At 34.8% G+C, this 13,849-nt stretch carries 8 protein-coding genes; 4 read left to right on the top strand and 4 right to left on the bottom strand.

Annotated elements, in window-relative coordinates:
* Positions 1–115: 115 nt before the first annotated feature.
* Positions 116–643 carry a hypothetical protein gene (locus J7574_RS15720; protein ID WP_290970450.1) on the bottom strand — a complete coding sequence of 176 codons (528 nt, stop codon included), beginning with the start codon at positions 641–643 and terminating at the stop codon, positions 116–118.
* 219 nt (positions 644–862) lie between these two features.
* Here J7574_RS15720 and guaA point away from each other — a divergent pair, with 219 nt between their 5' ends.
* From guaA to J7574_RS15700, 4 genes are all read left to right on the top strand, one after another.
* A complete protein-coding gene (gene guaA, locus J7574_RS15715; protein WP_290970447.1) occupies positions 863–2,392 on the top strand; it encodes a glutamine-hydrolyzing GMP synthase in 1,530 nt (509 codons plus the stop codon).
* Positions 2,393–2,455: 63 nt separating this feature from the next.
* Positions 2,456–4,369, top strand: a complete 1,914-nt coding sequence (locus J7574_RS15710) for a LysM peptidoglycan-binding domain-containing protein (protein WP_290970444.1) — start codon at positions 2,456–2,458, stop codon at positions 4,367–4,369.
* A gap of 93 nt (positions 4,370–4,462) precedes the next feature.
* Positions 4,463–6,529, top strand: coding sequence for a LysM peptidoglycan-binding domain-containing protein (locus J7574_RS15705; protein WP_290970441.1), 2,067 nt, complete (start codon positions 4,463–4,465; stop codon positions 6,527–6,529).
* Positions 6,529–6,930, top strand: a complete 402-nt coding sequence (locus J7574_RS15700) for an OsmC family protein (protein ID WP_290970438.1) — start codon at positions 6,529–6,531, stop codon at positions 6,928–6,930. The genes J7574_RS15705 and J7574_RS15700 overlap by 1 nt, the downstream gene beginning before the upstream one ends.
* A gap of 129 nt (positions 6,931–7,059) precedes the next feature.
* Here J7574_RS15700 and J7574_RS15695 read toward each other — a convergent pair whose 3' ends face one another.
* The 3 genes from J7574_RS15695 to J7574_RS15685 form a co-directional block, all read right to left on the bottom strand.
* Positions 7,060–8,439, bottom strand: coding sequence for a Gfo/Idh/MocA family oxidoreductase (locus J7574_RS15695; RefSeq protein WP_290970435.1), 1,380 nt, complete (start codon positions 8,437–8,439; stop codon positions 7,060–7,062).
* Positions 8,440–8,536: 97 nt separating this feature from the next.
* Complete coding sequence (locus tag J7574_RS15690) at positions 8,537–10,711, bottom strand: M1 family metallopeptidase (RefSeq protein ID WP_290970430.1); 2,175 nt, start codon at positions 10,709–10,711, stop codon at positions 8,537–8,539.
* A gap of 22 nt (positions 10,712–10,733) precedes the next feature.
* Positions 10,734–13,829 (bottom strand): DUF5107 domain-containing protein, encoded by a 3,096-nt coding sequence (locus tag J7574_RS15685; RefSeq protein WP_290970427.1) that lies wholly within the window; start codon positions 13,827–13,829, stop codon positions 10,734–10,736.
* Positions 13,830–13,849 lie beyond the last annotated feature (20 nt).

Raw genomic sequence — 13,849 nt, 5'->3', positions numbered from 1 at the left:
CTTTTGGCGCTAGTTACAAAGTAACAAAGGTTCAAAGCGACAAAGTTTTTACACTTCGTTTCTTTGAACCTTTGAACCTTTGTCACTTTGTTACTTTGTCACTTTGAACCTCAGACTAAAACGGATCCGCAGTAACCTTAAACTTCATATCTGCTCTTACAGTTACATCTTGCGTTAGAGTTTCTTTTAAAGTTACTTTAGTTCTTATTTTGTAGCTGTCTGCTTTAATGTATTCGTCCAATCTTTTATCTGTACAGGTCAAATCGATTGAATTGCTAGATACATTGATATTGTCTGCATAAGCTAATTCGATTTCTTCTGAATTGGCTGTTGAGATGTACAAATGAACCGATTTTAAAAACGTAAAAGTTTTATCAGACGGATCTGTAATCGACAATTTAAGCGATTTGATTCTAACATCTTTCACTAAGCTTGCCTTCGTTTTATTGTTTTGAAATTCAGCCGAAGAATTGGTAGTTACTTCTGGCGTAATAATCTCAGAAGGCAAATTAATTGGCGAAGTGCTTTGAATCTTAATCGAAGTATTATTCGAAATGGTAAAAGTCAATAAATCATCAACAGTGTTGCAAGATGAAAATAAAATTGACAGAAAAGCAGTCAGGGCAATAAGTTTTGATTTCATAGTTAATTTAAATGGGTTTTTGTCTAAATACGAATTTTTGGATCTGTTGGTTTTTTCTTTTTTAAGTTTCTAAGTTTTGAAGGTGCTAAGATGCTAAGTTTTTTGTTCATTTTAAAGAGAATAACTCAGAAAATTAGCAGCTTAGTATGTCGGTACTTAAAAAGAAAAAAAAATCAAAAATCAATTTTTCAATTTCAAATATAAAAAGTACTTTTGCGCATGCAACACAACGTACTTATTTTAGATTTCGGATCGCAATATACTCAGCTTATTGCGCGTAGAGTTCGCGAATTAAATATATTCTGCGAAATTTTTCCTTACAATCACATTCCAAGTGATTTATCAAGTTATAAAGCCGTAATTTTAGGAGGAAGCCCTTTCTCTGTAAGAGGAGAAGATGCTCCACATCCTGATTTATCGCAAATTAGAGGTAAAATGCCTTTGCTTGCTGTTTGTTATGGAGCTCAATATTTGGCTCATTTCAGCGGTGGAGAAGTGGCTGCTTCAAATACAAGAGAATACGGTAGAGCTAACTTGTCTTATATTAAAGAAAATGAAACTTTCTTTGATGGAGTTTCTCCAAACAGTCAAGTTTGGATGAGCCATAGTGATAGTATCAAAGCTCTTCCAACAAATGCTATAAAATTAGCAAGTACGCATGATGTAGAATTCGCAGCTTATAAAATTGAAGGCGAAACTACTTATGCAATTCAATATCATCCAGAAGTTTACCACTCTACTGAAGGAGCAAAAATGTTAGAGAATTTCTTGGTGAAAATTGCTGAAGTTCCTCAAAATTTCACTCCAAATGCTTTCGTAGAAGAAATGGTGGCCGAATTGAAAGAAAAACTAGGAAACGACAAAGTAGTTCTTGGTCTATCTGGAGGAGTAGATTCTACTGTAGCAGCTGTTTTATTAAACAAAGCAATCGGACAAAACTTATACTGTATTTTCGTTAACAACGGACTTTTACGTAAAAACGAATTCCAAAATGTATTAGATCAATACAAAGGAATGGGATTAAATGTAAAAGGAGTTGATGCTGGAGATCGTTTTCTTGGCGAATTAGCCGGAATCAGTGATCCTGAAACAAAACGTAAAACAATTGGTCGTGTATTTATCGAAGTTTTTGATGATGAATCGCACTTATTAGAAGACGTAAAATGGTTGGCGCAAGGAACAATTTACCCAGACGTTATCGAATCTGTTTCGGTAAAAGGACCATCTGCTACCATTAAATCACACCACAACGTGGGTGGATTGCCAGATTATATGAAGTTGAAAATTGTAGAACCTCTTAGAATGCTTTTCAAAGATGAAGTAAGACGAGTAGGAGCTTCATTAGGAATAGATCCAGAATTATTAGGAAGACATCCTTTCCCAGGACCTGGATTATCAATTAGAATTTTAGGAGATATTACGCCAGAGAAAGTTAGAATTTTACAAGATGTAGATTCTGTTTTCATCGAAGGATTAAAATCTTGGGGATTATACGATAAAGTTTGGCAAGCTGGAGCAATTTTGCTTCCTGTAAACTCTGTTGGTGTTATGGGCGATGAGCGTACTTACGAAAAAGTAGTAGCGCTTAGAGCTGTAGAATCTACAGATGGTATGACGGCTGACTGGGTTCATTTACCTTACGATTTCTTGATGAAAGTGTCAAACGACATTATCAATAAAGTAAAAGGCGTGAATCGTGTAGTTTACGATATTAGTTCAAAACCACCTGCAACAATTGAGTGGGAATAGTAGCATAATTTAAAATTAAGGTCTTACATTTGTAAGGCCTTAATTTTTTATAACCTACTATTTATGAGAGAACTTTTAACGATTTCTCTTGTGTTTATTTTGTCTTTTAACAAAATAACTGCACAAGATGCAATAATTGAACACAGAATTCAAAAAGGAGAAACCGCTTTTTTCATTGCCCAAAAATACAAGGTTTCTATAGACGAGATTTACAAACTCAACCCCGAATCGCAAAACGGAATCAAGGACAATCAGATTATAAAGATTCCAATTCATCCCTCAGAAAATACAAATTTAAAGCAGCAAACCCATATTGTTGCGCCCAAAGAAACATTGTTTGGTTTATCTAAACAATATCATGTTTCGGTAGAAGCTATTCAAAATGCCAATCAAGAAATTCTAGCCAACGGACTCCAAATTGGTCAAGAATTAATCATTCCTCAAAATTCAGATCATACGGCAAAATCAGAAGTTGCTGTTTCTTCCAAAACGACACATCAAGTTGTAGCAAAAGAATCTTTGTTCAGCATTGCTAGAGAATATAATGTTTCGGTTCAGGATTTGGAAAATCTAAATAAAGACATTTTGATTAATGGATTGCAGATCGGACAGACGATTTCAATTCCGAATAAAAGAAAAACGCTCGACGGAAGAGTTCGCGTAATTAATCAGGAAACGGTTTTTCATGTGGTAGAACCCAAAGAAACAAAGTTTTCAATTACTAAGAAATACGGAATTTCAATTGATCAATTAGAATCTCAAAATCCAGAAATTGTAAACGGATTAATTGTCGGAAATAAATTAGCCATCAATACCAAAGCAATTAAACCGGCAAACGAAAGCGAAGAGTTGATGTTGGCTTTGGCCGAAAAACAAGTTGTAGTTGAAAAAACAAAAGCCAAAACAGTTGAAATCGAAGATTTGAAAGATCGCTTGGTTGTTCAGAGAGAAATGAATCACAAAATTATAAAAATTAACGATCTGAAAGTGAATCTGAATGATATGAACGGTTCTAAAGAAAATTCGGTAGAAAAATTACGTTTGGTCCTAGAAGCAAACAAAAATGTTCAAGATGTTTTAATGGCAAAATTAGATTCGCTTGTTACGGCAATGAACGATGATTTGAAGGAATTAAAGCGAATGGATATTTTGAATGTTGAAGAATCAAAGAGATTGGAAAAACAATCTTCTGAAGGAATTAATAAAACCAACGAATTATCATCTCAGCTGAAAACGGAACTGGCAGAAAACAGAAAAGTGTATGCCGGTTTGATGAATAAAGTGGAAAAAATTGCAGTTGAGGAAAATCAGGAGTATAAGAGGAAAATCCGCGAAAGCGAAAAGAATAATAATACATCTTCTTTGCAGCAGCGCTTGTCTTTAGAAGAAATAAAAAAATATAAAGCAGAGCAGGAGAAAGGCGATGCGCAAAATCAGCTTTTGATTGCAAAAATCGATTCGTTGGATACTCAGAAAAAAATTGAAGTTAAAAGACATATTAGCAAAGCTTCTTATTATAGCATGGAAGCGAGAAAATTTGATGATAAACTGGCTTTGGTTAAATTGAAAAAATATCAGGACGAAGCGGTTAAAAAGCATCAAAAAAATAATTCGGGAGAAAATTCAAAAACAATTTCATTGGAAGAAATGAAACAAGAATTGAAAGACAATCCGTTGAGGACTGATAAAACCGTAAAAGTAGAAGTTTATGATAATCTTAGAGAAGTTTCAAACGGGTATTACTTAGTTTTAGGTATATTTACAGACGCAGTTGACCGAGATAAGCTCATTATGAAACTCATTGATTCTGGTGAATTTAACGCTAGTTTCTTTTTCAATATCAACAGCCTTTCCTACTATGTTTACACGGATAAATTCGAAAACATGGAAGAAGTGCTATACAAATGCAAGAAAAAAGAAGAAGATGAGTTATATAAAGAAATCATTATTGCTAAAGTAGAAATCGATTTGAGGTAATTTTTACGGCAATAGACAAACGGCGCGAATTTTGCTTTTGGTAAAATTGTAACTTATTTTAGAATTAGAAATTAAATTGTTTTTAGCCATATTATGAAATATTATTTAACAGTATTGTCTCTCGTGTTTTTTATGACTTCAAGCGCGTTTTCGCAAGAAAAAGTAGTGAAGTACAAAGTATCGAGCGGTGAGACGATTAATCAGATTGCACAAAAATTTAAGGTAACGCCTTATGATATTTACCAGCTTAATCCAGATGCTAGAACGGGATTGGTTCCAAATTCTGTGCTGTTGATTCCAACAAAAACAGGAGAAGCAAAAAAAGAAGTTTCTGAAACTAAAACTGCTGTTGCTTCAGGAAAAGAGATTATTCATGAGGTACAGCCAAAAGAAACGTTTTATAGCATTGAACATAAATACGGAATTTCGGATGAAGCTTTAAAAGCTGCAAATCCCTTTTTGGAAAAAACAGGTGTTCAAATCGGACAGAAATTGGTTATTCCTGCAAAAGGATCTGCTCCAAAAGCTGCAGCAAAACCTGCAAAAGAAAAAGGTCCTGAAAAATATGTATATCACGATGTACAACCAAAAGAAACAAAATTTGGCATTGCAAAACAGTACAATATGACTGTTGACGAATTGGAAAAACGCAATCCAGATATCGTGAGCAATTTGCCTGTTGGTTATAGATTGACTATAAAAGGAACTGCTCCGAAAACAGAAGCGCCTGTAGAAACGGCAAAAGCTGTAGAAAGCAAAAAGCCTGCTGAAACGTCTAAAAAAGCGGTGACTTATATGGAGTATCAGGTAAAACCAAAAGAGACTTTTTATAGTTTAGGGAGAGTTTTCCATTTATCGCAAGACGAATTAGTGGCTTTAAACCCGTCACTTTCTGAAGGTGTAAAAGAAGGAATGGTTTTGAAAGTGCCTGCTGGATATATAGCTCCGGCTCCAATTGTTACAGCTCAAATACCTGATAAACCAGCTGATTCTTCAGTAAACAAACCAGTTGAAAATACAGGAGGCGGAATTAAAATTGTTGATAAAGTAAAATCGACTGAAAACGAAGATGCAGAAATTGTAGAATTAACGAAAAAGAAAGGAGTTGAACGCAAAAAAGTAGTTTTATTGCTTCCTTTTAACATGGCAAAAGTGCAAAGCGATACTTCTGGAACAGCTAACAGAATTAAAAACGATAAGTTCTTAAACATGACTTTAGATTTTTATGCTGGAGCTATGATGGCGATCGATTCTGCAAAAGTTTTAAAACTGCCAATTGATGTTGCGATTTATGATTCTCAAGAAACTAAAACTACTTCTAATGTGGTAGGTTTAACTCCAAAACTTCAAGATGCAGATGCTGTAATTGGACCATTTTACCAAACTAATGCTGAGACGACTGCCAATATGCTGCGTTCGTATAATGTTCCTGTAATTTCGCCTTTATCAAAAGATATCGCCAATCCGATTGAAAATTTATACCAAACTATACCTTCGAATGACGTGATCAAAAATGCAGTTTTTGATTATATGCGTTCTAAAAACGGAAATATTGTAGCTGTGGTAGATAAGAAAAAAGAATCGGTTATCAATTACATCAAACAAAACCAAAAAGGTGTTGCCTTTGCTTCTTTAACAGAAACAGGTGGTTTGGATGTGGCTAATTTAAAAAGCTTGCTGATTCCAAATCGTATGAATTATGTGGTGATGGAAACGGGTAATACGGCGATGGTAAAAGCTACGATTAAAGCATTGCTTGATTCTCAAAAGACATGTCAGGTGCAATTGGTAATTTTAGAGCCAAACAGCACATTAGATACAGACGAAATCAGTTTTGATAATTTGGTGAAGTTGAAATTAATGTATCCTTCTGTAACGCGTGAAAGCGACGAGCAGCCGGTTTTAATTTATGAGAAACAATACCGTTTGAAAAACAAAGCCAATCCGACAACTTATGCAACGAGAGGATTTGACGTGACGTTTGACACAATGATGCGTTTATCTCAAGGAAAAACATTTCAAGAAACAGCTGATTTGATGACAACTCAGCAAGTAGATAATAAATTTCAATATTATAGAAAAGAAGATGGCGGACACGCTAATAAAGGTGTTTATATCTTATATTATGATAGTGACTTAACTTTAAAAGTAGCAAATTAATGACATCAAAAGTAACCTATTTAGGAGATTTAAGAACAAGTTCAATTCATGTGCAATCAGGAAGCGAAATCATTTCCGACGCACCATTAGATAATAACGGAAAAGGTGAAGCATTTTCTCCAACAGATACTGTAGCTAACGCACTAGCAAGCTGCATGATGACAATTATGGGAATTAAAGCTCGTGATATGGAAGTAGATTTTGTTGGTTCTACGGCTGAAGTAACAAAAATCATGAACGCTGAACCAAGAAGAATCGGTGCAATCGAAATTGTATTTGAAATGCAAGGTGTAGCCGATGAGAAAAGCAAAACAATCTTAGAGCGCGCTGCAATGACTTGCCCTGTTTTCTTAAGTTTAAGCAGTGAAATCGAAAAAAGAATTACGTTCAACTGGAACTAATTTTTTAACCAAATAATAAAAGCCATCTGAAAATATCGGATGGCTTTTTTGTTTTTACGTATGGTCTAAAACAGACAAGAGAGCAACATCTACTTTGCCCTCTTGTCCCTCTCTAACTAACCAATATATTTATTCTGAAAACTCTAGTTTTTTAAGTTTGTTCCAGCCGCCACGAGTAAAATCGGGTATTTCTACAGGAGCAGAATTATGATCTAATGAAATTTCTGTTAATGGTCCAAGGCAAGACCATTCGGCTAAATCGTAAACGTCCATATCCAGCGGAAGTCCTTTTTGAAGGCAATGAATTAAACGATAATCCATAATAAAATCCATTCCGCCGTGACCGCCTACTTTTTTGGCTTGTTCTTCAATTCCTTTTGCAATCGGGTGTTTGTATTTTTCCATTAAAGCCTTTTTCACTTCTTCAGGAACGAAAGAATGGGCGCTTAATTTTTCATGATTTGGTTTTACATCGTCGCTTAATTCTTTTCCGTCAAGCGCATAACCTTCAAGCGGATATTTGTTTGCAAAACCTTTTGTTCCACTCAACTGATACATTCTGCTGTACGGACGTGGAGAAGTAACATCATGCTGAATTTGAATTGTTTTTCCGTTTTCAGTACGAATCATCGTCATGGTATGATCTCCGTTTCTAAAATCTTTAATTTCCTGTCCTGATTTTTCTTTAATGTAAGCAGGATTTCCAACGGCTTTGGTATCCATAGAAACCAAGAAATTCATTTTGTCACCACGATGAATGTTTAATGCCTGACAAGCTGGTCCCATCCCGTGTGTGGCGTAAATATCTCCACGGTGTTTAATGTTGTAGTCCATTCTCCAGTTGTTCCAATATTCTCCCCAAAATGGCTGTAAACCGTGAATATAAGAACCTTCAGCATGAAGAATTTCTCCAAAAACACCTTGTTGGGCCATATTTAATGTGGTCAATTCGAAGAAATCATAAACGCAGTTTTCTAATTGCATACAATGTTTTCTTGTTTTTTCAGAAGTGTCAATCAGTTCCCAAATCTCTTTCATGGTTAAAGCCCCAGGAACTTCTATGGCAACATGTTTCCCGTCTTTCATAGCTTGAACTCCAATTATAGCGTGATGTTTCCAATCTGTAGCAACATATACTAAATCAACGTTTGGTAAAGCGGTTACTTTTCTCCATGCATTTTCGTCACCGTAAAATTCTTGTGCTTTTGGAAAACCAGCCTTAGTCAAAATCTCATTTGATTTTGCTGTGTTTTCCTGAGTCATATCACACAATGCTACAATTTCAACACCTGGAATATGCGTCATTCTTTCTACAGCTCCTGGACCACGCATACCCAATCCGATGAAGGCAACACGAACGGTCGGAATTGGATCTGCTGCCATTCTAAGCACATCTTGCTGTCCCTTTGGACGAGATGGTGTTTTGGTCTTAATCATTTGTGCGGAGGCAATTGTCCATCCGAACAAAAGAAAAAAAGTTATAGTATATTTTAAAAAGGTAATTTTCATAAGTAATAGGTTAGTGGTAATTTATTCTAAAAATAACCTCTCTAATGAACCAGATTAGAGAGGTTTTCAAAAACAAAACAATCCAAGGATTTTTTAATTATTTTTGACTACTAAATCTTTTCATTAATGGCGTTACATGTTTTTTAGTATCGTCGTCTAATGATGTTAATGCTTTTTCACCTTCAGCAGGAGCGTATTTGTTTAATCCTGCAATTCCTGCAGCAATTACATTGTACGATTGTTCTTTTGTGCTTTCTTCCATTAAAGTTTTATAGGAAGTATCGCCTGTAGAAGCTAATTTTACAATAGCATTTGCTCTGGCAATTGTTTTTGTATCATTTTTAGCAATATCAAGAAGTGTTTTTAAAACTTGATCCTTAGTTGAATTGTCATACAAATCAATTGCTTTAATGCTCAAAACTCTTAAATCTTCTTGCGGATCTTTTAAGCCAGCCAAAAGAATAGATTGCCCTTCGTTGCTTTTTTCTTTTGAGGCATATTTTATAGCTTCAATTCGATTATAATAACAAGGAATGTTTTTGTATTGATACCAATAATCAGCAGCTGTTTTTTTATCTACTTTAATTTCGCCAACTAGAATTTTATCAGGATCTAAATCGATAAATTCAGGTTTTGAAGGAAGGTCAAAACTGAAGGTTTGTTCTCTTTTATTAATTAAAATATCCTTTCTTATTTTAGTTCCGTTTACGTAAAAATCAACTTTTAAAGGCAATGTGAAAGTTTGTACCGCGCTATCCTGAGACTGACTTATTGTAATGATAATTTTTCCATTATCGTATTTGTAAGACACATCCAGAATCGGACTTCCCGCTTTAAAATACCATTGATCAAAGTAAGGCAACCAGTCTTTTCCTGTAACGTCTTCCATTGCTAAACGCAACTGATGAGGTTCGCCAGATTTGTAGGCATTTGTTGTTAAATATTGGTTTAAAGATTTAAAAAAGGCTTCGTCGCCCATTTGATTTTTAAGCGCATATAGAATAATCGAACCTTTTGAATAGCTGATGTTATCAAACATATCATCTGCTTTTTTGTAATGAAAACGAGCTAAAATTTCGCTGTTTCCATTTTTTTGAGAACGAAGATAGTTTTGAAGTTTTTCATAACGCGATCTATCTTCTCCATCTTGTCCAGCGTCGTGACCATGCCATAAAACTTCTCCAAAAGTGGCAAAAGATTCGTTCATCGTTAAATTTGACCAAGATTCAGCGGTTGCCAAATCTCCAAACCACTGATGAAAAAGCTCATGTGCGACAGTGCTTTCCTGATTATCATCTAATAATTCTCTGGCTGTTTTTTGCACATAGGCACCGTGAACTGTTGCAGAAGTATTTTCCATTGCGCCCCCAAAATAATCCGTAACCACAATTTGCGAATATTTTACCCACGGATATTCTACACCTAACATTTTGCTGTAGAAATTCATCATATCAGGCGTTTTTCCAAAAATCTGTTTAGCGTAAGGCGCATATTTTGGCTCTAGATAATAGCTGACTTCTTTTCCGTTATAAGAATCTTTATAAATTTTAAAATCGCCAACCGCCATCATAAATAGGTAAGGTGCATTTGGCTGTTCCATTTTCCAAATATCCGTTCTTGTTCCGTCTTTGTTTACTTTTTGAGAAGCTAATTTTCCGTTTGATAAAGTCGTGTATTTGGCTTCGACTGTCATGGCAATTTCAGAAGTTGTTTTCTGATTGGGCTTGTCGATTGTTGGAAACCAGCAAGAAGAAGCTTCTGTTTCGCCTTGTGTCCAGATTTGAGTTGGCTTATCTGCTTTTCCATCAGGATTTATAAAATATAAACCTTTAGAATCAACGATCGATTCTCCTGCTTTACTTTTTAGCTCTTCTGGTTTTGCGGTATAATTAATGAAGATTATATACTTTTCAGTGTTTTTGTATTTTCTGTTTAATACAATAGAAAGTTCTTCATTATCGTATTTGTATTGTAACGGAATACTTTTTTTACCGTCAATAATACTAATTTCTTTAAACTCCATTCCTTTTGCATCAAGCTTAAGCGAATCGCTTTCGTAAAAATGCGGTTTCAATGTAATCCATTCTTTTCCGTACAAGTAACGCTTTCCGTAATCAAAAGAAACTTCTAATTTGGTATGAATTAAATCATGTGTTTTCGTAGGAGTAGCGCGATAAATCGATAATTCATCTGCTTTATTTTGTGCTTCTATTTTTGGAGCTGCTAAAAGGACAAGACCCAAAAAAGTATATTTTAAAAAATGCTTTTTCATTTTTATTGTTTTAGAAAGTTCTTTACAGTTTTTCGATAATTCTAACTTCACCATCTTTTTCGTCTTCGCTTAAAATATTCGATTGTTTTTTGGTGTAAGCCAATAAACTCCACTGAATTATTTTGTTTGTAGGATATAAATCAGCTTGATTTTTTAACCATTTTTCAGCTTCTTGAGAAGTAGCCGTTTTTTCAATCGCCCAAGCCGAAACCAATTGATTTGCCGGTAAAAAGTTCATCACCGTATTATCAACTACTGGATGAAAAGCCACGATTTTATCTAAAGATTTAGAAGCCATTTCTTTGTTTCCAAGACTAGAGTAACATTGATAATCTAACCAGTTTTCTAATCTTTCGTCGATATTTTCATCATAAGGTTTTCCAACTCCTAAATTCTCTGGAAACAGTTTGGCATCGGCAATAAGCTGTAAAGCTTTTTTATACTGCTTGTTTTTCATTTCAGCCAAAGCTTGCATCAATTTCGCTTCGTGATACAATTGTCGTCCTGCAGTTGCTCCTTCAAAAGGAAGAATCTGCAGTTTGCTTAAAAAGACATCTGCTTCACGATATTTTTTGTTCAGCAATAAAGTTTTAGCGTAAAGCATTCCAATCAAATAATTGTCTGGATGTTTTTTATAGAAAGATTCGGCTGTTGCAAGTGCTTTGTCAAATTGTTTTTGAACGATGTAATATTCTGCTAACATTTTATGGTATCTCCAGCCTTGCGGATCCAATTTAATAGCTTGCTGCAAACTTGCCAATACGATTGCAGCATCATCTTTAAATAATGAAGCTTTGGCTCCATAAAAAGCAGGATCATTTGGTTTTGTGCCACATTGCAAGAACAATTCTTTTGCTTCCGAAATAGCATTTCGATTCCATTCAATCAAACCTAAATGATATTTTAATTGGTATTGATCGTTTGTTTTAATTAATGATTTTAGGATTTCAGCCGTTTCATTTCTAAAAGGAAAACTTGTTCCGGGTTTAATTTTACTTACATCAACCGATTTGTTTTCTAAGAAAGCTTTCCAATAAATGATTTCTGCACTTGGTTCAGCGATGGAGAATACTTTTAAAGCCTCTTCTTTTCGGCTGATATTACTGTACCAAATTCCTAGTTCCAGAAAAGTCTGTTCTGGCATTTCGTTTCGAATTGCAGCAATAAACTCATTTTTCGAATCGTTTGAATTGCTCCAAAGATATTTTTCAAAATCAGCAAAATGATTCAGTGGATCAAGAGCTGTAAGTGTTTTTAAAACCGAATTTGCTTTTTCAGAGTTGTTTTGAAGACGATATAAAACCGCTAATACCTGTAAACTTTCCGTATTGTATTGGTTGTTTACCAAACTTTTTTCAGCATATTCAACAGCTTTTGGCCAATCATTTTCTGCTAAATAAATTTTACTTAATGCGGTATAAGCTGGACTTCTAAATTCAACACTTGCAGTGGCGATATCAAAACCGTCTTTTGCATCGGTGTTATTTCCTAAATGAAAGTTCGCTAAAGCGTAAAAATAATTGGCAGCAGGATCGTAAGTGTCAATCGCCAAAGCTTTGCTTGCTGAAATTACAGCGCCTTTGTAATCTAATTTTCTAATTTGTAAAGAAGCCAATGCGGAAAGAGCAGGAGCGTAGTTAGCATCTAATTTTAAACAGGCATTTAGTTTTTGTTCGGAAAGTACATAATCTTTAAAACTGATGTAATTTTTCCCCTGCAAATACAATCCGTATATCGAATTATGATCGAAATCTTTTGGAATTTCTACAGGACGATTGATGTTTCCGTCTTCTGGAGCAGAATTCCAAACGAGTTTATTTCCGCCCAAAACAAATTTTAATTTATTTGAATCGACTTTTACTTGAATCGAATCTTTGAAAGTTTGCATCGTATTTAATGCAATATCTTTAGAGTATACTTTTTTGTCGTTTTCAAAAACTTCAATTTTTTCGTTCAATTTTTGAAGCGGAGAAAAATAGATTTTCAGCCAGCCGTTTTCGTTTTTAATGTTGACTGAACCGTAATTATTGGCTTTTACAAAACCTTTGGTTTGTTTTACAGGAAACCAGTATTCTGTCCAAGTGTCGGTCTGATATGGTGCAAACGAACGTTGTTTGAAAGGCGTAAGATTACTGCCTTCGCTCGCCTGATTGAATAATCTTCCACTTTGCACTTCTACATATTGTCCATCAGTGTCGGTTAATAATTTTTCCCAAATCATGCCTTGGTGAGACAATCCCCAAATCCAGATTTTTTTACCTGGTTTATCATCGTGATTGCCGTATCTTCCCATTCCGAAATCTTCATCATGGTAATATCCTCCAAAGAAATCATCGTATTTTCCGAAAACGTGATACGATTTGTAACCACCAAAATTGTTGTTTTTGTAGAAAGATAAATCTTTGCCATTTTCTTTATCAATCGGCCACGAATTGTATTCTCCGTTATGGCCAATGTAAGTTTGTCCGGGATAAATAAATTGCAGATTTTCACCTGCTTTTATTCCCGTATTCATCCAAGTATAATAAGGCTGTTCAAATTCGGTTGTGTTAGACCAAAACGAATTTGTAGTAAAATAGGCTTTGTCTTTTGGCAAATTGATGTCTAATTTCCAAGATGTTCTCGTTAATAAATCCAAAACTCCAATAACGCAACTAATACTTCCGTCTTCACGGTTTATGATTTTATAATCTACAGGAGTGGCACAGTTTGGGGTGTGTCCGATGATTCCATAATTGCCTTCAACACCGCCACTTGTCCATGGTCCGCGCATGGCAATATCTCTAAATTTGACAACGTGATTATTGTAAACGATGTCTTTTCCTGTTGATTTTTCGATAGCTGACCAAACTTTTCCGCCAATTTCTGGCAAAATCATCAGTTTGATATAATCATTTTCGATTTCAATTACTTTCCATTCTTTTTGAACTGGTTTGTCTGTAAAACCATCAAAACGGAAATACGGATAAAACTTTGTGTCAGGTTTCGGAATCGGATCAGGATCTGAAAACGGATAGGTGGTAAATACTTTTTTGTATTCTTTTACGGTTGGTTTGTTTTGTGCGGTGACAAAGAGGCTTCCAAGGAGTAGAATCGATAAGAAAGGTTTAAGTTTCATTGGAGAAGCTGTTTTTTGTA

The sequence above is a fragment of the Flavobacterium sp. genome, assembly GCF_017744675.1.
GTDB lineage: Bacteria > Bacteroidota > Bacteroidia > Flavobacteriales > Flavobacteriaceae > Flavobacterium.
This window is presented reverse-complemented; position numbering and strand designations above follow the sequence as displayed.